At 65.2% G+C, this 21218-nt stretch carries 21 protein-coding genes; 13 read left to right on the top strand and 8 right to left on the bottom strand.

Annotated elements, in window-relative coordinates:
* Nucleotides 1-3: 3 nt before the first annotated feature.
* Nucleotides 4-1938 (top strand): ferrous iron transport protein B, encoded by a 1935-nt coding sequence (gene feoB / locus HMPREF2808_RS06675; protein ID WP_070624299.1) that lies wholly within the window; start codon nucleotides 4-6, stop codon nucleotides 1936-1938.
* A complete protein-coding gene (locus HMPREF2808_RS06670; protein ID WP_246818526.1) occupies nucleotides 1890-2198 on the top strand; it encodes a FeoC-like transcriptional regulator in 309 nt (102 codons plus the stop codon). The genes feoB and HMPREF2808_RS06670 overlap by 49 nt, the downstream gene beginning before the upstream one ends.
* Here the strand turns inward: HMPREF2808_RS06670 and HMPREF2808_RS06665 are convergent.
* Together HMPREF2808_RS06665 and HMPREF2808_RS06660 are read right to left on the bottom strand one after the other, a co-directional pair.
* Nucleotides 2179-3579, bottom strand: coding sequence for a PH domain-containing protein (locus HMPREF2808_RS06665; protein WP_070624297.1), 1401 nt, complete (start codon nucleotides 3577-3579; stop codon nucleotides 2179-2181). The two genes, HMPREF2808_RS06670 and HMPREF2808_RS06665, sit on opposite strands and share 20 nt — an antisense overlap.
* Nucleotides 3576-4025, bottom strand: coding sequence for a PH domain-containing protein (locus HMPREF2808_RS06660; RefSeq protein ID WP_070530705.1), 450 nt, complete (start codon nucleotides 4023-4025; stop codon nucleotides 3576-3578). Before HMPREF2808_RS06660 ends, HMPREF2808_RS06665 begins: the two co-directional genes overlap by 4 nt.
* Nucleotides 4026-4083: 58 nt before the next feature.
* Between HMPREF2808_RS06660 and HMPREF2808_RS06655 the strand changes: the two genes are divergently transcribed.
* Together HMPREF2808_RS06655 and HMPREF2808_RS06650 are read left to right on the top strand one after the other, a co-directional pair.
* Complete coding sequence (locus HMPREF2808_RS06655; protein WP_070530708.1) at nucleotides 4084-4344, top strand: helix-turn-helix transcriptional regulator; 261 nt, start codon at nucleotides 4084-4086, stop codon at nucleotides 4342-4344.
* Nucleotides 4345-4351: 7 nt separating this feature from the next.
* On the top strand, nucleotides 4352-4825 hold the full coding sequence (locus tag HMPREF2808_RS06650) for a hypothetical protein (RefSeq protein ID WP_070521473.1): 474 nt from the start codon (nucleotides 4352-4354) through the stop codon (nucleotides 4823-4825).
* Between the two features lie 5 nt (nucleotides 4826-4830).
* Here the strand turns inward: HMPREF2808_RS06650 and HMPREF2808_RS06645 are convergent, their stop codons facing one another.
* On the bottom strand, nucleotides 4831-7968 hold the full coding sequence (locus HMPREF2808_RS06645; RefSeq protein WP_070624296.1) for an error-prone DNA polymerase: 3138 nt from the start codon (nucleotides 7966-7968) through the stop codon (nucleotides 4831-4833).
* A gap of 164 nt (nucleotides 7969-8132) precedes the next feature.
* Here HMPREF2808_RS06645 and HMPREF2808_RS06640 point away from each other — a divergent pair, with 164 nt between their 5' ends.
* The 4 genes from HMPREF2808_RS06640 (at nucleotide 8133) to HMPREF2808_RS06625 (ending at nucleotide 11791) form a co-directional block, all read left to right on the top strand.
* Nucleotides 8133-9023 carry a MetQ/NlpA family ABC transporter substrate-binding protein gene (locus HMPREF2808_RS06640; protein ID WP_070624295.1) on the top strand — a complete coding sequence of 297 codons (891 nt, stop codon included), beginning with the start codon at nucleotides 8133-8135 and terminating at the stop codon, nucleotides 9021-9023.
* A gap of 35 nt (nucleotides 9024-9058) precedes the next feature.
* Nucleotides 9059-9964 carry a MetQ/NlpA family ABC transporter substrate-binding protein gene (locus tag HMPREF2808_RS06635; protein ID WP_070624294.1) on the top strand — a complete coding sequence of 302 codons (906 nt, stop codon included), beginning with the start codon at nucleotides 9059-9061 and terminating at the stop codon, nucleotides 9962-9964.
* Nucleotides 9965-10070: 106 nt separating this feature from the next.
* Nucleotides 10071-11114 carry a methionine ABC transporter ATP-binding protein gene (locus HMPREF2808_RS06630; protein ID WP_070530716.1) on the top strand — a complete coding sequence of 348 codons (1044 nt, stop codon included), beginning with the start codon at nucleotides 10071-10073 and terminating at the stop codon, nucleotides 11112-11114.
* A complete protein-coding gene (locus tag HMPREF2808_RS06625) occupies nucleotides 11111-11791 on the top strand; it encodes a methionine ABC transporter permease (protein WP_070530719.1) in 681 nt (226 codons plus the stop codon). Before HMPREF2808_RS06630 ends, HMPREF2808_RS06625 begins: the two co-directional genes overlap by 4 nt.
* Before the next feature lie 16 nt (nucleotides 11792-11807).
* On the opposite strand, the gene HMPREF2808_RS06620 is transcribed toward HMPREF2808_RS06625, so the two are convergent.
* Nucleotides 11808-12674 (bottom strand): sucrase ferredoxin, encoded by an 867-nt coding sequence (locus tag HMPREF2808_RS06620; RefSeq protein WP_070530721.1) that lies wholly within the window; start codon nucleotides 12672-12674, stop codon nucleotides 11808-11810.
* Between the two features lie 98 nt (nucleotides 12675-12772).
* Here HMPREF2808_RS06620 and HMPREF2808_RS06615 point away from each other — a divergent pair, with 98 nt between their 5' ends.
* Entirely contained in the window at nucleotides 12773-13426 is a 654-nt protein-coding gene (locus HMPREF2808_RS06615; protein WP_070624293.1) for an AMIN-like domain-containing (lipo)protein, read from the top strand.
* 5 nt (nucleotides 13427-13431) lie between these two features.
* Here HMPREF2808_RS06615 and HMPREF2808_RS06610 read toward each other — a convergent pair whose 3' ends face one another.
* Both HMPREF2808_RS06610 and HMPREF2808_RS06605 read right to left on the bottom strand, forming a co-directional pair.
* Nucleotides 13432-14976: a DNA polymerase Y family protein gene (locus HMPREF2808_RS06610; protein ID WP_070563800.1), complete on the bottom strand. Its 1545-nt coding sequence runs from the start codon at nucleotides 14974-14976 to the stop codon at nucleotides 13432-13434.
* Nucleotides 14973-15656 (bottom strand): hypothetical protein, encoded by a 684-nt coding sequence (locus HMPREF2808_RS06605; protein ID WP_070624292.1) that lies wholly within the window; start codon nucleotides 15654-15656, stop codon nucleotides 14973-14975. The genes HMPREF2808_RS06610 and HMPREF2808_RS06605 overlap by 4 nt, the downstream gene beginning before the upstream one ends.
* Nucleotides 15657-15715: 59 nt before the next feature.
* Here HMPREF2808_RS06605 and HMPREF2808_RS06600 point away from each other — a divergent pair, with 59 nt between their 5' ends.
* Entirely contained in the window at nucleotides 15716-16126 is a 411-nt protein-coding gene (locus tag HMPREF2808_RS06600; protein ID WP_070530729.1) for a hypothetical protein, read from the top strand.
* Between the two features lie 8 nt (nucleotides 16127-16134).
* Here the strand turns inward: HMPREF2808_RS06600 and HMPREF2808_RS06595 are convergent, their stop codons facing one another.
* Complete coding sequence (locus HMPREF2808_RS06595) at nucleotides 16135-16788, bottom strand: response regulator (protein WP_029158950.1); 654 nt, start codon at nucleotides 16786-16788, stop codon at nucleotides 16135-16137.
* Nucleotides 16789-16790: 2 nt separating this feature from the next.
* Entirely contained in the window at nucleotides 16791-17939 is a 1149-nt protein-coding gene (locus tag HMPREF2808_RS06590; RefSeq protein ID WP_210386959.1) for an ATP-binding protein, read from the bottom strand.
* Between the two features lie 113 nt (nucleotides 17940-18052).
* Here HMPREF2808_RS06590 and HMPREF2808_RS06585 point away from each other — a divergent pair, with 113 nt between their 5' ends.
* From HMPREF2808_RS06585 to HMPREF2808_RS06575, 3 genes are all read left to right on the top strand, one after another.
* Entirely contained in the window at nucleotides 18053-19105 is a 1053-nt protein-coding gene (locus tag HMPREF2808_RS06585; protein WP_070624290.1) for a PspC domain-containing protein, read from the top strand.
* Between the two features lie 11 nt (nucleotides 19106-19116).
* Nucleotides 19117-20238, top strand: coding sequence for a threonine aldolase family protein (locus HMPREF2808_RS06580; RefSeq protein WP_070624289.1), 1122 nt, complete (start codon nucleotides 19117-19119; stop codon nucleotides 20236-20238).
* 33 nt (nucleotides 20239-20271) lie between these two features.
* Nucleotides 20272-21218 (top strand): HNH endonuclease signature motif containing protein (locus HMPREF2808_RS06575; protein ID WP_070624288.1); only part of this gene is annotated, 947 nt, incomplete at its 3' end.

Genomic DNA, 21218 nt, shown 5'->3' with positions numbered 1-21218 from the left:
ATCATGGCCACCACGAAACCCAGCTGTCACGGCGATCCGGGCGGCGCGGTAGCTCCTGCCGGAGCACCCATCATCGCGCTCGTCGGCTCCCCGAATTCCGGCAAGTCCACGCTCTTTAATGCTCTGACCGGCGCGAAGGCGCAGACCGGCAATTGGCCGGGAACCACCGTTGAGGTCAGCCGCGGTGCGTGGAAGCTGGGTGAATCCACCGCCGATCTCATCGACTTCCCCGGCACCTACTCGCTCGATCCGCTCAGCCCCGATGAGGCGCTCACCCGCGCCATGCTCATCGATTGCCCCGATGATGAGCGCCCCGACGCCGTCGTCGTGGTCGTCGATGCCAGCGCCGTCGCGCGCGGCCTCAACGTGGCCCTCCAGTTGGCGGAGCAGCCCTATCGCCTCATCATCGCGCTGACGAAGACCGACGTGGCCCTCAACCAGGGTCAAGTGGTTGACGCTGCTGCACTCACCGAGGCCACCTCCATCCCGGTGGTGGAGGTTGATGGGCGTAAGAGAGAGGGCGTCGAGAAGCTGCGCGAGGCCGTCGTGGAGTCTTTGGCGCACCACCCGGTGCAGCTGCGCGAGGACACCGGCCTGGAGGGCCGCTTCGCGGAGCTGGATGCGGCGGCGAAGGCCTCGGTGAGCGAGGTCGAGCATGCCACGCCACTCTCCCACCGCCTCGATGCGGTAGCCCTTCACCCGGTCGTGGGGCCGCTGCTGTTCCTGGCCGTGATGTGGCTGGTCTTCCAGATCACCACCACGGTGGCCGCTCCCCTCCAGGATGGCCTGGAGGCGTTGGTCTCCGGCCCCTTGAGCGATTGGGCGCGGGCGGGGCTTGAAGCCATCGGCTTAGGTCACCCCCTCGTTACGGGCTTGCTTGTCGACGGCCTCATCGGCGGCGTCGGCATGGTCCTCACCTTCGCCCCGCTCATGGCGCTGATGTTTTTGTGTTTGGCGGTGTTGGAGGATTCCGGCTACATGGCGCGTGCGGCGGTGGTCACAGATCGTCTTATGCGGGCCATCGGCCTGCCAGGTAAGGCTTTTATCCCGATTGTCGTGGGCTTTGGCTGCAACGTGCCGGCGATTTCGGCCACGCGCGTGCTGGGCAGCCCGCGGCATCGCATTATGACGGCGCTGCTCATCCCGTTTACCTCGTGCTCGGCGCGCTTGGTGGTCTTCGTCATGCTTTCGGCCACGTTCTTCCCAGAGCACGCCGGCAGCGTGGTGTTCATCATGTACGTCATTTCCATCGCGCTGCTCGTGCTCGTTGGCTTGGCGCTGCGAAAGACGCTGTGGCGCGCGGTGCCTGAGGAAGCGCTGGTTATTGACTTGCCAACGTACCAGCTGCCCACCGTGCGCCTAGCGCTGAGCGTGATGTGGACGCGGTTGAAAGGCTTCCTGCAAACCGCCGGTGGCATCATCGTGACCACCGTGGTCGTGGTGTGGCTGCTCATGGCCATCCCGGTTGGGGCCGCGGTGCACGAGACTACCTTGGGCGAGCCACCAGCACCGGAGGATTCCGCCTACGGCGCGGTCTCGCGCACCATCGCCCCGGCCTTTGCCCCGGCTGGTTTCGACTCGTGGTCCCTGGCTGGTCCGCTGGTCACGGGTTTCGTGGCCAAGGAGGCGCTGATTTCGACATGGGCGCAGACCTACGCCGTCGACGACGTCACCGACGCCTCCGCGGAGGAACAATCCCACAGCGCGCTCAGTGACCATGTGCGTCAAGATTTCAACCGCGCCTCCGGTGGCCATCCCCTCGCCGCGGTGTGGGCCTACATGCTCTTCCTGCTGGCCTACACACCCTGCGTGGCCACGATTGCCGCGCAGCGCCGCGAGATTGGCTGGCGCTGGACGCTCTTCGGTTTCGGCATTCAGCTGGCCACCGCGTGGGTGCTGGCAGTGGCGGCCTTCCAGATTCTGAGGGTGTTTATCTAGTGTCCGCCTCGCCCATTCACGCCGTGCAGCAAGCCATCGAATCCGGTGTGCGCTCGCGCGTAGCCATCGCGGCGCAGACCGGGCTGGAACCCGGCACGGTGGACCTCATCCTGGACCACCTCACCGCCAGCGGGGTTCTCGATATGGAACCGCTCGGCTCCTGCCCCGCGGGCGGATGCGGGTCTTGTTCGGCGGCCTCGGCGTGTGCCGGCCCCAGCAGCACCCGCGGACCGGTGCTGCTTAAGCTTCGTCGCCGCTAGGGGCTGGCGCCGACTCGAGGGCGGGGAGGCGGCGGGAACGCAGGCGGGTGAGGAGCGCGGAGGCGTCGGCAGGCGTGAGGTCCTGGCCGGCCATCTTGACTGGGCCCGCCACGAGGTCGAAGCGCACGGTACGCACGCCCGCGAGGTGACCCAACGGCCCCACCTTCAGCGTGAGCTCCTGGATGTGCGGGGTGCCAATCACCATGACGCGGCGGTTGATGCGGCCGCGATGCACGATGGTCACGGGAAGCGGGGAATCCACGAGCGTCACCGACTGCTGTTTGCGGTCGATGGGGCTGATCCACGTCGCCCGGCGCGGGGAGGTATAAGTGGGCTGGGTGTGACCTTCGGGGCGCGCATAGTCCTCAATCTGCGCGCGGTCTAGATCGGAGATGAGGGCTAGCAACTCCAGCGCCTGCTCCCGGGTGCCCACCGGCAGGATGCGCGTGGAACCTGACTGCTTGCCGCCGCCCTTCGCGCCATACCCGGCCACCGAGACGTGCACCTCGTACCAGCCGAAGCGCCTCCACAGGAAAGGCTGGCTCACCCGAACGCCGTGGATGCGGCTGATGCGGATGGTTTGGCGGCGGCGGTCGGCAAGACCGTAGGAGACGTTGAGGGCGTTGGCGGGGGCGTCGTGAAGCGCGGTGAACGTCCACGAGGAATCCACCAGACTCCACACCCGCCCCACGAAGCCCACGATGATAGGCAGCAGCGCGGTCCACATCCCGGGGAGGAAGAGCAGGCCGCCGATGACGAGTGCGGTAACCAACGTGGGCAGGCGCAAAGCCTCAGCGGCAATCGTGCGCAGGATGGGAATCTCCGGAATCAAGGCGGCGGGAGTTTCCGGCGCTGGCTCACTGGCAGACCCCTTATTTGTGCGCCGCAGCAGCTCCGCGCGCAGCTCTTCTGCTTTCGCCTTGGGGAGGTACTCAATCTTGATTACAGAGGCGTTACCGCCCGCGGTCTCCACACGGACTGCGGCCAAGCCCAATAGGCGCGCGATGATGGATTCCACGACATCCACCGCCTGGATACGCTCGTAGCGCGCGGAACGGAAAGACGTTGAGATGACGCCGTGGCGCAGCGCGACTTCATCCTCGGTGAGCTTGTAGCCGAGCTTGCGCCACCAAATTCCGGAGACGAGCCAAATCACCGTGCACACCAGCACGAAGGCACCGATGCCCAGCAGGGTGCCGCGGCCGACCTCGCCCAAGTGTCCACCCTGCACGTAGGACAGGACATCCGACACCATGGAGGCGTTGACGTTCACCGCGAGAACGGCCACCAGCGCCAGAATCAGCGACCAAAAACGCAACAGCGGGGTAAGGCGGTGGACGCGGGTGTAGCCGTCGGCGTCGATAAGCGCGCGGTCCTTCACAGCCCACTCATCCTCTCGCGGGCCTTGACGGCGAGGCGCTCGCGCAGGGCGTCGGCGTCGGCAGCAAGGAGGCCGGGGATGGTGGCGTCGCTGCTGGGCGACGCCGTGTGCAGTTTCACCTTTTTCAGCCCCATCGCCCGCTCGACGGGGCCGGCGGTGACGTCGACGAACTGGATGCGGCCGTAGGGCACGACGGTGAAGGTGTGCCAGATTTTTCCGCGGGTGACCAGTAGTTCGTCGGCGGTTTCCTGCCAGCCTAAGTTTTTGACCTGTGCGGGGATGAGCCACAGTTCGTAGAGCGCCCACACGAGAAACGTGCCGGCGACCCAATAGAGCCAATCCCACCAGAAATACGCTGCGGCGGCAGCGAGGGCGGCGAGGATAATGTCCCAGCTCAAATTCGTGATGTAGCGGGCTTTCGTGAGTGACGGGGATACGGGGTTCATGCCAACACACTAACATGAACCCTTGACAAGTTGTTGGGTTTATACAACACTGTGGTGCATGTCCCCAAAGAAAAAGCCAACCCGCCCACTATTTAACCGGGTCCGCGTGCTTCGCGTTGAACGGGACATGACGCGCGCACAGCTTGCCGACACCATCGGGGTCAACCCCCAAACCATCGGCGCACTTGAGCGCGGCGACCACTCCCCAAGCCTGGATCTCGCCTTCAATATCTGCGAGGTCTTTGACTTACCCGTGGAAGCCGTGTTCTCCCGGACCGAATTCACTCCCATGTCCTCCGAAATCTACCGAAAGGACTAACTCGCTCATGTCCGCCGTCACCATTCCCGATTCCGTTAAGACCCGCAAGCGCTACATCACCCTGGCCGATCTCTCCTCCTGCCTCATCATCCTGTCCCTCCCCCTGCAGTTCTGGGACTCCTTTACCTCACTCATGGTGGCCTGCCTCGGAACGCTGCTCACCGCGCTGCTGACCGCCCGCCTGCGCGGAGCGATAGGTGCCGCAGACCTGCCCACGACGGAGCTCGATGAGTACCAAATGCAGCAGCACGTCGAAGCCCGCGACGACGGCCTCAAGTTCTCCCTCGCAGCACTCGTCATCTTGCTGCCAGTGACTGGCCTTATCGCCTGGGGTGCCCGAACCATGCCCATCATGGACGGCGTGTTCGTGTCCCAGCTCTACCTCAAGATCATCCTGCTGCTCATGGTGTGGGTGCCATTCTCGGTGGCCCGTTCCCTGGCGGGAAAGATGAACCGCGACGAGCTCATCTCAAAGGAATAAACCTCTTAGCGGAAATCCCGCGAGCCGCGCGAAAGGGCCTCACCGAAGGCCAGCGGCTCCAGCTGGTCCGCAGCAACCGTGACCGCCCCGGAGGCATTCTGCACGATGCCGCGCACGATGAGCGCGGGCGCTGTCCGCGCGGTGACTTTATCCCAGGCCCACAGGCCGGGCGTAACCATCACGTTCATCAGCCCGGTCTCATCCTCCAAACCGAAGAAGACCACCCCGCCCGCTGTCTGCGGGCGCTGGCGGTGCGTGACCACCCCGGCGATGCGCACGCGAGTGCCGTCCTCCACGCCCGGCAAATCCGCCGCCGATAGGATGCCGCGGGCCTGCAATTCCCCACGCACCTGCTCCATCGGCTGCTGGTTGTGGGTTACGCCGGTGCTGGCCACGTCCGCCGCCATGAGCTCAAAAGCGCTCATCCCCGGCAAGGACGGCGCCTCAATCGCAGACAGCCCCGGCAGCATCCCCGCCCGTTCCGTTGCGGCCACGCCCGCCTGCCACAGCGCTTGGCGGCGATCCACCCCAAAGACGTCCAAGGCCCCCGCCACCGCGAGGGCTTCCACGTGATCGACGGTGAGGTCGGCGCGGCGGGAGAGATCGGGGACGTCGCCAAACGGCGCAGCCGCCTCAATGCGGTCGGCGGCCTTATCCCCCAACCCCTTGATGAGGTTAAGCCCCAGGCGGATGCGCGCTTGACCGTCCGCGCCCACCACCACGCGCGCCTCGCGGCCCGACTCGTTGACGCTGACCGGCAACACCTCCACGCCGTGGCGGCGCGCATCCTGGATGAGGGACTGCGGTGAGTAGAAACCCATCGGCTGCGCGCGCAACAAGCCAACGCAAAACTGCGCCGGGTAATAGCGCTTAAACCACGCCGAAAAGTACACCAAGGAGGCGAAAGACTGCGAGTGGGACTCCGGGAATCCGTAGGCGGCGAAGGCCACGATCTTGGCCCACAACTTGTCCGCCACTTCCCCAACGATCCCGTTGGTCTTTTCCAAGCCCTCATAAAAGCGCTGCTTGAGCGCCGCCATCTTGGCTGGCGAGCGCTTCGAGCCCATCGCGCGCCGCAAGTCATCCGCCTCCGCGCCGCTGAACCCAGCGGCATCGACCGCAATCTGCATGAGCTGTTCCTGAAAGAGCGGAATCCCCAGCGTCTTGCCCAGGGACTTCTCCAGCACCGGGTGGTCATAGGTCACCGGCTCCTTGCCATCGCGGCGGCGCAGGTAGGGGTGCACCGACCCGCCCTGAATGGGACCCGGGCGGATGAGCGCGACCTCCACCACGAGGTCGAAGAAGACCCGCGGCTTGAGCCTCGGCAGCGTGCTCAGCTGCGCGCGCGATTCCACCTGGAACACACCCACCGCATCCGCGCGGCAGAGCATGTCATAGACTTCCGGGTCAGCCAGGTCCAGCTCCCACAGGTTGACCACCCTGCCGGTGCTTTCCTCCACCAAGTCCATCATGTGATGCAGGGCTTCGAGCATGCCCAGGCCCAGCAGGTCGAACTTCACCAGCCCGGCCGCGGCACAATCATCCTTATCCCACTGCAGCACCGAGCGGTTTTCCATGCGCGCCCATTCCACGGGCACGACATCCGCAATTGGCCGGTCGCACAGCACCATGCCGCCGGAGTGAATGCCCAGGTGGCGCGGCTGCCCTATAAACTGCTCGGCCAAGGATTCAACGTCCGAAGGCGCGGGCGCGATCCCCTTCGACCAGGCATCGGCCGAACCCTGCGGGTAGCCCAACGCGCGGGCGGCATCCCGCAGCGCGCCTTTGCGGCGGTACGTAATCACGTTGGCCACCTGCGCGGCGCGCTCGCGGCCATGCTTGGCGTAGACGTACTGAATGACCTCCTCGCGCCGCCCCGATTCAATATCGATGTCAATATCCGGCGGGCCATCGCGGTCCGGGGAGAGGAAGCGCTCAAAAAGTAGGCCCGCGGAAATCGGCTCCGCATTCGTAATCCCCAGCGCGAAGCACACCGCCGAATTCGCCGCCGAGCCCCGCCCCTGGCACAGGATGTTCTCCCGTTTACAAAAATCCACGAGATCACACACGATGAGGAAGTAACCGGGAAAGCCTAGCTGCTTAACGACGCCCAGCTCATACCGCATCTGCTCCCACGCCCGCTCCCGAATCTCCTTAGGCCGCGTGGCATAGCGCGCTGCCGCGCGCTCGAAGGTGAGGTGTTCTAGCCAGGACATCTCGGTATGGCCTTCCGGCACGTCGAAATCAGGCAGGCTCGGGGCCAGCGCCTCCCAGGTGAAGCTGCATTCCTCAAGGACGCGGACGGTTTCCGCGATGAGCTCGGGGCGCTCCGGAAACAGCTGCGCCATCTGTTCCCCGGAGCGCAGCCAGGACGAGCCCATGGGGTGGGAGTTGGGGGAGGCGTCGACAAGCGCGAGGCGTCTAGACAAGGCTTCTTTCGCGCCGGCCAGCCGCGCGTGTTGCCGCGTGGCGGCAGCTGGGCGGGTAGAAGCGATGGCGCGCGAAACCGGCAAGGAATCCAGCAGTAGGTGGTGGTCCGTGTCCTCCGGGAGCTGGGTACAGGCATACTCCAGAACCATGCTGTCTATTTTTATTCCATCGACCAGAAGATCGAAATGCTCAGCCCACTCCCAGCCCACCAGGAACAGGCATTCATCCTGCAACTGCGCACCAATCTCCGCCAGGGAAGGATAGGACACAGCCCCCTTCTCCCCCGCCTCCATGTGCGCGCGGGAGATGAGCCGGGATAAACGCCGATAGCCCTCCGGGGCGCGAGCCAGAACGGTCAGGGGGGCCGGGTCGAGACTGAGCTCCGCCCCAAAGACTGCGGGCAGCCCCACCTTGGCGGCGGCCTCCGCAAATTTCATGAGGCCATAGAATCCATCCCTATCTACCAGTGCAATCCCCCGCAAGCCCAGCTCGACGGCGCGCGCCACCAGCTCCTCCGGCTCGGAGGCGCCGTGGAGGAAGCTATACGAGCTCACCGCATGCAGCTCCGCGAAAGGCACGGCGGAATGCCCGGCCTCCGGCTCCTCCGCCGCCCCCGGAAGGTGGTTCACCGGTACCGGGATGGGCCCCGGACGGCCAGAGAGAATCCTCTCCACCCGGGACCACGGCAGCGCCTCACCCCCATTGAATCTCATAGCCCCACACACTATATTCGAACATGTATTCCAGTCAAGGTTTTCGTTGAACAAATACTCGGATAGACAAAGCGGTTCAATCGTTGCTAGTTTTTCGTGCAGTGCATACTCCTGCGGTGATACGACTTGCCGCACAAACCAAGAAGGGACACTAGGAACCCACTATGAGCATCCGTCGCGTACTTGCTGCCACCTCGGCAGCCTTCATCGCTGCAACCGGCCTGGTTGCTTGCTCCTCGGACTCCGCCGAGTCCGAGAACTCCGGTGAGGCCATTACCAAGGACTCCACCATCACCATCGGCACCACCGACGCCAACATGGAAGAGTGGGCCGTATTCCAGGACCTGGCCAAGGAGGCCGGCTTCGACGTCAAACTGGAAAACTTCGCCGACTACAACACCCCGAACCAGGCTCTGGACCAGGGCAAGCTGACGACCAACAAGTTCCAGCACCTGAAGTTCCTGGCTGAATACAACAAGGGCAACGGCACCGACCTCGTCCCGCTGGCAGCTACCGAGATCTACCCGCTGGCCATCTACTGGAAGGACCACAAGGACCTCGGTGACGTCGAGGGCCAGGAAGTCGCCATCCCGAACGACTCCACCAACCAGGGCCGCGCCATCGGCCTGCTGGTCCAGGAAGGCCTGGTCACCCTCAAGGAGGGCAGCCCGCTGACCCCGACCCCGCTGGACATCGATGAGAAGAAGTCCAAGGTCAAGGTCACCCCGGTGGACGCCGCCCAGACCCCGGCCGCCTACGGCGAGGGCAAGCCTGCCGTTATCAACAACTCCTTCCTCGAGCGCGCCGGCATTGACCCGCAGTCTGCCGTTGCTCAGGATGACCCGGACTCCACCGAGGCCGAGCCTTACATCAACGTCTGGGCCGTGCGTGCCGACGACGCCGATAACGAAACCCTCCACGAGCTGGCCAAGCTGTGGAAGGACCAGAAGGTCACCGACGCGGTCCTGAAGTCCTCCGGCGACACCGCCGTGGCCGTGGACCGCTCCCAGGAGGAGCTCCAGGAGATTCTGGACCGCCTCGAGGAGCAGGTTTAAGCAGCCTTCACTGACTAACTAGCAAAGGACGAATCATGCGCATCCGCCGTCTCGTAGCAGCCGCTGTAGCTAGTCTCGCTGCCGCTACCAGCTTGGTCGCCTGCTCGTCTGCAAGCTCCGATTTCGCCGCTGGTACCGCCGAGGATCCCATCATCATCGGCACCACCGACGCCGAGCTTCCGGAGTGGGGCGTGCTCAAAGAACTCGCTGCTCAAGAAGGCATCGAGATCGAGATGAAGAGCTTTACCGACTACGCCACCCCCAACCAGTCATTGGCTGAGGGGAGCACGGACACCAACAAGTTCCAGCACTTAAAGTTCCTCGCCGAGTACAACGTGGGCAACGGCACAAACCTTGTCCCGGTTGCGTCCACGCAGGTCTACCCCATGCCTCTGTTCTGGAAGGGCCACGACAGCATCGACGGCATCGAGGGGCAGGACATCGCCATTCCGAATGACGCCACGAACCAGGGCCGCGCCATCAACCTGCTGGCAGCCAACGGTTTGCTGAAGCTCAAGGAAGAGGACAAGCTCACCCCGGATCCCGCCGATATCGACGAGTCCGCTTCCAAGGTGACCATCACCCCGGTCGATGCCTCCCAGACTCCGTCCGCCTTCGGCGAGGGCAAGCCCGCCATCATCACCAACTCCTTCTTCAAGCGAGCGGGTATCAACCCGGCCGACGCCGTGCTTTACGACGACCCGGAAAACCCCAACGCCGACCCGAAGATCCTGTTCGACCCCTACGTCAACGTGTGGGCTGTGCAGGAAAAGGACAAGGACAATGAGAAGGTCAAGAAGCTAGCTGAACTCTACCTCTCTGATGAGGTGAAGGCCGCGGTGCAAGACACCACGGGTGGCACCACCATCTTCGTGGATAAACCCCAGTCAGAGCTTCAGGAGATTCTGGAGCGCTTGGAAGAGGAAGCCTCCTCTAGCTAAGCAAATCTCCCCCTCCCCCGCGCTCACGCTCGTTTGCGTGACCCGGGGGATTTTGCCCGTTACTCCCTGCTTATTCACTACACGGACACGTACAAAGGAAAACCACGTGACTGAACACACTGGCGCCCACCAGGGCACCCGGATTGAATTCCGCAACATCACCAAAGTCTTTAAAAACAAGAAAACCACCACCACCGCACTCGATAATGTCTCCCTGACCGTCGAGCCCGGTGAGATCATCGGCATCATCGGCTTCTCCGGCGCGGGCAAGTCCACGCTGGTGCGCATGATCAACGGCCTCGATAAGCCGACCTCAGGGCAGCTGCTTCTCGACGGCACCGACGTCGTCCCCCTCCCCGAATCCAAGTTGCGGGGCATTCGCCGCAACATCGGCATGATCTTCCAGCAGTTCAACCTCATGTCCTCGCGCACCGCGGCGGGCAATATTGAGTACCCGCTGAAGCTGCAGGGCGTCGAGAAGCAGGAGCGTAAAAAGCGCGTCCAGGAACTGCTGGAATTCGTCGGCCTGGCGGACAAGGGCGATAACTACCCGGAGCAGCTCTCTGGCGGCCAGAAACAGCGCGTCGGCATCGCCCGCGCCCTGGCTAATAACCCTTCCCTGCTGCTGGCGGATGAAGCCACCTCAGCGCTCGACCCCACCACCACCCATGAGGTTCTCGACCTTCTGCGCAAGGTCAACCGCGATTTCGGCATCACCATCGTGGTCATTACCCACGAGATGGACGTCGTGCGCTCCATCGCAGACAAGGTCGCCGTCATGGAAGGCGGCCACGTTATTGAGTCCGGCAGTGTCTATGAGGTCTTCTCCAATCCCCGAACCAAGGTGGCGGAGAAATTCGTGGCCACCTCGCTGCGCAACACCCCGGACGTCGTCGAGGCCGATGACCTCTTGGCCCACGAGGGCCGCCTGTTCACCATCAACCTGACGGAGAAGTCCGGCTTCTTCGATGCCGCGGGCAAACTCGCGGACGAGGGCGTGTCCATCGCCGTGGTCCACGGCGGTATCACCACCTTGCAGAAGCACTCCTTTGGCAAGATCACCGTCCGCCTCAACGGCCCGGACGCCGCCATCGAAGACTTTTACGCACACATGCAACGCACCACCGAGATTGAGGAGATTCAACGATGAACGTCACCTACCTCGCGCAGGCCAATTGGGACCGACTGGGCAGTACGCTTGTCGACGCCATCAAGGACACCCTCATCATGGTCGCCACGACCCTGGTGCTTGCGGGCATCATCGGCCTCGTGCTGGGCATTCTGCTCTACACCACGCGCCCGGGCGGCATCCTGCAGAACAAGCCCATTCACTTCGTCATCAACATTCTGGTGAACTTCATTCGCCCGATCCCGTTCATCATCCTGCTGGCCTTTGTCCAGCCGCTGACGGTGGCGGTGCTGGGAAGCTCCATCGGCCGTGAACCGGCCACGTTCGTCATGGTGATTGCGGCTACCTTCGCGGTGGCGCGCATCGTGGAGCAGAACCTCGTGGCGCTGGATCCGGGCGTGATTGAGGCGGCCCGCGCGATGGGCGCTTCGCCGTGGAAAATCATCACCACGATCATCATTCCGGAGGCACTGGGCCCGCTGGTGTTGGGCTACACCTTCCTGTTCATCGGCATCGTCGACATGTCCGCGATGGCGGGCTACGTCGGCGGCGGTGGCTTGGGTGACTTCGCCATCGTCTACGGCTACCGCGCCTTCGAGTGGGAGGTCACCGTGGTGGCTACCCTCATCATCATCGTGCTGGTGCAGGCAGCGCAGTTCTTTGGCAACTGGCTTTCGGCCAAGATTATGCGCCGCTAACCACGCCAACCCCTATCTATACGCTGCGCTTTTCGACGCGACGCGCGACGTAGATTCGAGAGGTCTTCGGTTTGTCTCCGCAGGAGGAGACAACGCCGGAGGCCTCTTTTTCTTCCAGCTCCACGTCCCATGCGCGGCCGTCGCGGTGTCGCACAGCGGCAGTACCTGCCGCTGCGGTATCTGTCGCGTCGACGGTGAGGTCGCCGTAGTGGAGGGTCTCGGAGGCGTCGAGAAGCTGGCGTGCCACCGCGAGCTCCGCTACCTGGCCCCGGGGCGTGGTGAGGCCGGAGCCACGGTTGGCGGGGTAGAAATACTCGCCGTGCAGCGCCTTGCCCACGAGTTCACGGCCGGCCTCCACGTTGAGGCGGCCAAAGGAATAGCCCCACGGCATCAGCAGCACCGACGGCGCGAAGCGGTGGCCTTTGGTGTGGGAGGTTTCCCACACGGTCTCCTCAAATTCGCATGCCAGGGAGGCAGCCAGCGGGCGCCCCTTGATGGCGCAGCAGGCATCGCGCTTGGCGTGGGTGCACACGAGCACCAGCGGCAGGCACGTGCCGGTGGGATGCTCAAGATCCAGGTCAAGAATGTCCTCCGGGCCGTTCAGGGTGTAATCCTGCACCAGCCCCTCGCGCGCCCACACGACGAAACAACGGAAGTGCCCCGTCCTCCGTTCATGCCCGGCGCGCCCCGGGCGGCGAATGAGCTGTAGGCCCGCCACGCCCTTGAGCTTGGCCTTGAGCTTCGCAGTCAAGCCGGGGTCAAAGGTACGTCCGTCAAGCACGTCGCGAGACCACGCCGTGGGCCACTCAAAAAGGACGTACACAGATTCTTGTTTTGCGGTACCGGCCAGGGGCTCGACCTGGACGTCGGAGCAGAAGGTCATGGCGCCATCTTAACTGGCATCACTTTCTTCACAACAATGTGGTTACGATGCCTAGCTCGATGCATATAATTCCCCGTAGTGCCACTACGCTCGAAACCATGCCGAAACACAGTCTCTTGCGCACAGCCGCCCCAGTGGCCGCACTCGTTGTCTCGGGTGCGCTCGCGCTTCAGGGATGCGCTCCGTCTTCCTCCCCGGACGGCAGCCCCGACGGCCCCACGAAGACTCTCGACGCCACCCTGTCCGGCGCCTCCACCTCCACGGCTACCGTTACTCCCACTGCCCCCTCCCCCGCCGCACCGGCTGGGCTGACCCCGCTGGGGGACGCCAACCTGGAGATGAAAACCCTCCGCCCACCGGCCCCCTCGGAGCTGGTGGTGACCGATGTCCGCGTGGGTAAACACGAGGGCTTTGACCGCGTAGTCTTCGAGTTTGTCGGGGATGGTTCGCCGGGCTGGTTCATCGATTACACCGATTCCCCCGCCCAGCAAGGCTCCGGCAACCCGATTGCTTATGAAGGCTCCGCCGCGCTCGACGTCAGCATCGACGGCACCGCCTACCCCTTCCAGCTCAACATGGAAGACCCGAACATCGGCACTGTAAAGGGCGCCGGCGGGCTGGTTACCCAGGTGGTCAGCAGCGGCACCTTCGAGGCCCGCTCGCAGTTCGTTATCGGGCTTAATGAACGCCACCCGTATTCGGTCCAGGTGCTCAGGGGGCCGACGCGCCTGGTCATCGACATCTTGAACTAAGCCGTTCAGGCATAGGTTGCCTCCACCGACCAGCGCCCGCCTGCCCACACCAGCAACCAGGCGCGCTGGCCTTTGTCGTTTTCCCCGACGACTTGCAGACGCGCGCAGCGCTGCGCCGCACCCGCCTCCCACCACCCGGTATCCACGGGCCACGGGCCGGCCCACCCAGTCACCCGGTAGCGGTGCTGGCCCCACCCCAGACCTGCTGGAGCCCCGGAAAGGAGGGCCTCGGCGGTGACGATGATGTCCTTCGAGGAGACGTCGATAAGCCGAATCCGCGCAGCCGGGTGCGCCAGGCTCGCCGGAAGCGGCGCCGGGATGCGCCCCGGCCACGTGCCCTCCGGCTGCGGGTCGCGCTGCTCGCCATAAGGGACGTACTCGATGCGCTCGGCCACCCCCCGCCCGGCCGCCGGGCGGGGCTGCAGCACGCGATCCACCCCCAGCTGGGATTGCACGCGCGCGATGACACGCTTAGCCTGCTCGGCGGATTCACCCGCGCCCCACAAAAGCCCGTCCCCCGGCGGGGCGACCTCCACCGGTTCCAACGCCAGCTTGGCGATGCCCCCTCCCTCACCCGGCGCACTCCCAGCCCGCGCAGTACTCAGCCAGCCGTCGAGCTGCCAGCGCACACGATCCGCCGTGGCGGCCTCGCTGAGCGCTTCCTGGGTACGCCAGATCCGCTCCAGGCGCTCACCGCCCTCAAACTCCGCGGCAACGCGCAGGCGCAGGCACACCACGCCGGCCTCCTCGAGAGCCGCGTGGAGGCGAGCCGCCAGCTGACGCGCGGCGAAGGCCGCGGCATCCACGCGCTCCAAGGGCTCCTCGAAGCCCTGCTCCACGCCCAGGTCAGGGCGCGCGAGTTCCGGTGCCACGCGCCGATCCGGCGCAGCCGCGGCCACCGCGTGGCACCGCCGCCCGGCCTCACCGAAACGGGTGGTGACTTGGCGCAGCGGCAGGCTCGCCAGCTCCCCTAAGGTGCGCACACCCAGCTGCTCTAAAGAATGAACCACGTCCGCCGCACAGCCCAGCGCCACTTCCGCCGCCAGCACACCCACCGGCTGCTTAGCCAGAAAGTCGCGCGACCCTCCTACCGGCACCACCGCGCCCAGGTTGCGGTGGCGGGCGGCAATCAGCGCGGTAGCAATCTCGTCCGCGACGCCGACAGTGGCGTCGAGGTGGGATCTGGAGGTGGCGTCGACAAGCATCTCCACCGCCTTCGCCTCACTGCCGTGGAAACGCCCGGCCGCGCCCGCGTCCACGATGACCAGCCCAGGGCGCAGCACCTCCACCGACGAAGCCACCGCGTCCAGGCCCGCGGCAATCTCCGCGAACACCACCCCGTCCCGGTCCGGGTTGGCCTCCTCCACGCGCAACTCCGGCAGGACGGCTTGGGCTTGGCGCACGCGCATCCCGCGGCGCACCCCCGCCCGGCGCGCCGCCGCGTTGCACACCGCCACGCGGTGCTGGGCGGCGATGACACACGCCGCCCTCTCGGCATCCTGCAGCGCCTGGATGGGCCAATCCGGGAACCACAGCGCCGCGACCCTCACACTGCCTCCAAGTGCGGGCGCGTGTCTGGTCGCTGCCCGCACGTGAGCACTCCACGCCGCGGGCGCATGCTTGCCGACGCCACCCGCACCCCTATATCAACCCCCCGAATCCGCCCGCTGCCCCGGCCCAAGCCATGCACCGCGACGACCTCCGCACCGATCTCCACGGCCGTGCCCGGCAGCCGGGTCCCCACGGTGAGCAGGGCCGCCTGCCCTGCCCGCACCTTCGCCAGCACGGGGCGCGCCCGGGTGGGACTCAGCGCACCTGTCCCCTTGTGCACGACGAGGTCCAGCCCCTCACACAGCACGCTAGTTACCGCCCAGGGCTCCGCGCCCGGGTCGGGCACCGTGATGACCCGGGAGACATCACCATCCTCGGCCACTTGTGCGAGTAATAGATCCGGCCAGCCCACTACCCCGACGTGTCCGCCCACCGCGCTAACATGAGTTATCAGCTCCACCACGAGCGCGGCGCATTCCGCGCAGGCGGTTGCCCGTTTACGCGGCAGACCACCACCCGGGAGCAGCTCAGATAACTTTTCAGGGACGCCAAGAAGTTCCGCATCCGGCTGCACCTGCACCGAATCATCCGGGGTTTCCAGGCGTTGAATCTGGGCGCGTAGAACCGCAATCTGGTCGGCCCGTGAGCCGCCCGCTACGCGAACACCTGTTTGATTCATGGCTCCTATTATGAACCTCTCCCCGGACACGCGCAATTGCGCTGGTAGCGTTAGGCGCCATGAATCCCCTCCGCGCGCACACCACCCCAATCCCCACTCCGCCGTGGGTACGCCTCGGCGCCTCGCTGCTGGCTGGTGCCGCCGTGGCGGCAGGCACCAGCCGCATCCACTTCGGGCTCGCCATGGGGCTCAGCCTGCTTCTCCTCATCGCCGCCTGCGCGCTCGTATTCCTGCACCCCTACCGCGCGGACCTGCGCGATTATGCCCAGCGCCACAACGTCACCATGCTGCCCAACGCCGCACAGCTTATTCCCCTCATGGTGCTGTGGTTGATGGTTATGCTCTCCCCGCTCCTCGCACTACCTGCCTGGGGCAGCGCGCTGGTGTGGGCGCTCGTCGCGGGCGCGGCCTTCCTGCTCTTTCCCCACGTCGACGGCTCCCGCAAGCTCGCCTACGCTCCCCCTGCCTAGGCTGCGACTTAAGCCAAGTCGCGCGAGGTGGCCCAGCGCGTGAGCTGGTGGCGGTTGGACTGCTGGGTCTTGCGCAAAATATTGGAGGCGTGCGTTTCCACCGTCTTAACCGAGATGAACAGCTGCTTGCCAATCTCGCGGTACGTATAGCCGCGCGCGAGCAGCCTCAAGACCTCCAACTCGCGGCGCGTGAGCGCATCCACCGCCGGGTCTTGCCCCTCCTCCGGCTCCGGTGCGGGCGATCCGGAGGCAAAAGCGTCAAGGACAAAGCCCGCCAGGCGCGGCGAAAAGTATGCGTCCCCGCTATGCACCTGCACCACCGCCTCGGCCAGGTCCGGGCCGGAAATATTCTTCGTCACGTAGCCGCGCGCGCCCGCCCGAATCAGCGCAATCACATCCTCCGCCGCATCCGACACGCTCAGCGCCAAAAACACCGGCCGCGCCGGCTGATTAGCCGTCGCGTTAATAACGGCGAGGCCGCCGCCATCGGGCATGTGGACATCAAGAAGCACCACGTCCGGGGAGGTACGCGCAATGCCCTCCAGCGCCTCCGCGACGGTGCCCGCATCGCCCACGATCTCAATCTCCGGGGCCGCCGCCAACTCGGCGCGCACGCCCGCGCGGAAGACGGAATGATCATCAACCAAAAAGACCTTCACCATGCTCATAACGCTACCGCCAGCTCCACCTCGGTGCCCTCCCCCGGGGTCGAGGAAATCCGCACGCGCCCACCAGATCCCTCTACGCGCGCGCGAATACTGTCACGAATCCCGTGCCTATCAGCGGGAATAGCATCCACGTCGAAACCCACCCCGCGATCACGCACAAAGATACTCAGCTCGCCCGCCAACAACTCCGCGTAGACATCCACCGCGTCCACGCCCGCGTGCTTGCCGGCATTGACCATAGCCTCGCGCGCCGCCTGAATAAGCAACTTCGCGGACTCCGTCAGCTCCGCATCCTCACCCACCGTCACAGCGGATACCCGCATATCGAAGAGGTCCTCCACCTCCCCGCACGCCGCTTCGAGGGCTCCGAAGCAGGTGGTGGGGGCGGCGGAGGGGGCGTCGAAAAGCCAGGCGCGCAGCTCGCGTTCTTGGGCGCGCGCCAAACGCGTCACCTCACGCGAATCCCCCGCCCGCTTCTGAATCAGCGCCAGCGTCTGCAGTACCGAATCGTGCAGGCGGGCGGCAATCTCGGCGCGCTCCTCCGAGACCGCCTTGGCCGCCTGCTCCTGCGACAGCGAACGCCAGAGCTTCAGCACCAGCGGCACCACCAACGCACCAAAGCCCACCAGCGTCAGCGCCGTGGCCAGGATCGCCGAACCCGATCCGCTCTCCCACGTCACCGCCGCCACCACGACACCACCGATGACCAGGACAGCACCGGCCGCCACAGCAACCAGGCCCACCGGCGTGTTCAGCCCGCGGTCATACGCCAACCACGCCAGCACCGCGCCGACGGCCACCACCGCCAACGGCACCGCCACGCTTAGCGACGCCCCCGAAACCCCCAACACACCCACCGCACTACCCGCCAGCGCCAGGAACACCAGCACGAGGGAGAGGGGGCTGCGGCGGGTGGAGGGGGCGTCGTCAAGCGCGGGCGTGAAGATCCACAGCCCGGCATAGGCCATCGCCCCCACCCCACCCAGCAGGGTCAACGCGGTCAAGGCGATGCGCGCGGAGAGCGCCGAAACCCCCAGATTCTGCGCCAACCCCGCTGCCACGCCGGCCACCACGCGGCCAGATTGGGGGCGTGACATCACGGGATAAGGCGCCGCGTTCTCGGCGGGGACATAGGGCGAAGTCATACTAGACATAGTCCCACGCACCACCCCTCCGGCACATCGGGGACAACCCTGAGGTCTAAAAATCAGGGCGATTACCGATACCGCCGCGAAGCCCCGCGCGGCACCATAAAAGTATGACGAAGAACAGCACTTTCAACCAGATGTGGACAACCCGCCCCGTCCGCCTTCCCAAAAAGCAGGGCGGCGACGCCCAGCTCGCCGGTGTCTGCGAAGGCATCGCGGTGCGCTACCAGCTCGATCCGACAATTGTGCGCGTGGCCTTCGTGGTCGCAGCACTCGCTTTCGGCGGGGGCATCGCCGCCTACCTCGCCGCGTGGGCGCTCATGCCGCGCTACGGATCGCCCTACTGCCCGCTCGATGCAGCCTTGGGCAAGGATGGCGTCAAGGAGGAGCAAGAGCTCGGTTGGATCCTGATTATCGGCGTCCTTCTGACGTTTAGCTCCGGCCCACTGTTCCTCAGCGGGCAATTCCTCGCCGGCCTTCCGCCCGCTACACTGACCTTCGGCCTGCTGGCGCTGGCCTGGTACGCCCTTCACCAACGCGAACCGCTACCCCCTAGCGGGCTGCTGGCCGCCGAACAGCCGGTGCGCGAGGAACCTGTCAACCTCAATTCTTATACCCCGGCGGGCGGCCACCCCTTCCCGCCCGGCCGCAGGACCCCACCGTCCTGGGATCCGCTCGGCGTGGTTCCCGATGCCTGGGACCTGCCGGAGCCGGGCCCGCGGGAGGAACCGAAAAAGAAGCGCGGTTCGCAGTGGGTTGAGGGCGCGATTGCTCTCGGTGCCGTAGGCGCCGCCCTGACGATTGCCTTCCTTGGAGTCACCTTCGTCTCCGAGGCCGACGAGTCCGGCTTCAGCGCCCGCTTCAACGTCGGTGAGCAAGACATCGCGCCCACCCATGAAGATGAACTCGAGGACTACTACGACCTGGGCATCGGCGAATCGACGGTGGACTTCAGCCAGCTCCACGACCTCACAACCAAGCACGACGTCACCGTCGACGCCGGCATCGGCGCCGTCGAGGTCATCCTCCCGAAGGACATCCCCGTCGCGCTGACCTGTGATGACGGCCTGGGAGAGAGCAACTGCACCGAACGCCAAGACCCTGACGCGCTGCTGACCATTCACATCGACGCAGGCATCGGCGAGGTCACGGTCACCGGCTAAACTGGCCACCCATGATTCACTTCGGCAACGACTACCACCGCTTAGCCCACCCCCGCGTCCTCGAAGCCATTGCGGAGGCGGATGGGGCTTATGCCGGCTATGGCGCCGACGAGCTCTGTGCCACGGCCGCTGAGCGCATCCGCACTGCCTGCCAAGCGCCGAACGCTGAGGTGCATTTCATGGTCGGTGGCACGCAGGCCAACGCCACCATCATCGCCCACCGCCTGCGCCCCTGGGAGGGCGTTATCGCGGCGGATAGCGGGCACATCGCCACCCACGAGACGGGCGCCATCGAGCACACCGGGCACAAGGTCATCACGCTGCCGAAGCAGCTGGGAAAGATCACCGCCGCGCAGGTGCGCGCCTGCATGGAGGAATACCGCGCCTCCGGGGTGGAAGAGCACATGCCGGAGCCCGCACTGGTCTACATCACACAGCCTACCGAGTTCGGCACCGCCTACTCCCGCGCCGAACTCGTGGCCCTGCGCGAGGTCTGCGACGAGTACGAGTTGGGCCTGTTTGTCGACGGCGCCCGCCTCGGCTATGGCCTCTCCGCTTCGGATATCACCCTGCCGGACCTTGCCGCGCTTGTCGACGTCTTCACCATCGGCGGCACCAAATGCGGCGCCCTCTTCGGCGAAGCCATCGTCTTCCCCGCGGGTGCGCCGCGCTTTCGCAATGCGATGAAGCAAAACGGCGGCCTGCTGGCCAAAGGTTGGCTGCTGGGCGCGCAATTCGCCTCCCTCTTCAGCGCCCCCGCTCCTGAATCCGCCGATGTGCTCCCCGGAACCAACGCTTCCTACGCAGACGCTAGCGCAACTACCCCAGACGCTAAGGCACATAGCGCAGCAGCAACCACCCTCTACGAACACATCTGCGCCCGCGCCAATGCCCAAGCCCAGCGCATCGCCGAGGCATTCCGCACCACAGGCATCGACATGCTCTTCGACTCCCCCACCAACCAGCAATTCGCGCTGTTGACACGCGAACAGGAAGAGAAGCTCGCGCAGGACTTCGTGTGCCAGTTCTTCGAAGAACACGAAGGCCTGCGCGTGGTGCGTTTTTGTACGGCGTGGTCGACGGAAGAGGGGGACGTCGATAAGCTCTGCGCTGCGATTTCTGCGCTCAAGTAGCGAGGTTCCCCAACCTGGTTTAGGCTGTGAGCTATGCAACTGGGGGGTTACATTCAAGCACTAGCGCGCGGGCTCGACGTGGTCGAGCAATGCGCCGGTGTCACGCGCGCGCAGCTGGTTGAGATGGGTGCGCGGCCGGATTTCGCGGAGAAGCTCCTGGGGCTGCACGCGGTGTATTTCGGGGACACGATGTTCCGCTCCCGGCAGCGCAAAGCGCGCCGCACGGGCCACGACGTGTTCACGCTCCTCGATATCGAGCGCTATTGTTCCAAGCTCAAGGCCCGCAAGGCGTGGGAGTTGCGCCAACTGCTGGCTGCCACCCCGCGGGAGAAAATCCCCATGGTGGCGAAGGCGAAGCTCAAAGAGTGGCGCCCGCCCAAGGACCCAGCGCCGGGCGTGCGGGTAACGCGGCGTGCGGGCCGCAACCACACGCTGAGCATTACGGATTCCTCGCTCAACATCTCGAAGCTGCTGGCCGTGTTGAAGACCACCGACAAGGACTTGCTCACCGCGGCGCATACCGTGTTCCGCGGCGGGGGCGGCTCGGGCCAGAAGCTGCAGTCCAACGTCATCGTGCACTTGGATGAGCTGGACCGCATCGTCGACGGTGATGGTGAGGAGATTGAACTGCAGCTGACCAATGGGGCCACGATGACGGGTGCGGAGTTCGTGCGCGAAAAGCTTGCCGACGTCGGCCTCATCACCCTCGTCCATCCTCACCACGGCCCCGTGAACCTCTACATGGCGAGCCGCTTTGCCAACTTAAAGCAGCGCCTCGCGCTGTCTGCAGAGCACCCGACATGTGCCTGGCCCGGGTGCAACGCGCCTGCCGACGACTCGCAGATTCATCACCTCACCCGCTTCCAAGATGGCGGGCCGACAAACATGGCCAACTTGGTGCCGCTGTGTGCGTATCACAACGCGGTCAATGACGATGATCCGGAAAAACCCACCGGCCGCGGGCACCTCGACCGCATCGA

Origin of the sequence: Corynebacterium sp. HMSC078A10, from assembly GCF_001811565.1 — a bacterium.
In the GTDB taxonomy this organism is placed as follows: Bacteria; Actinomycetota; Actinomycetes; order Mycobacteriales; family Mycobacteriaceae; genus Corynebacterium; species Corynebacterium hesseae.
The sequence above is the reverse complement of the archived record's forward strand: the minus strand, read 5'-3'. Positions and strand labels throughout refer to the sequence as shown.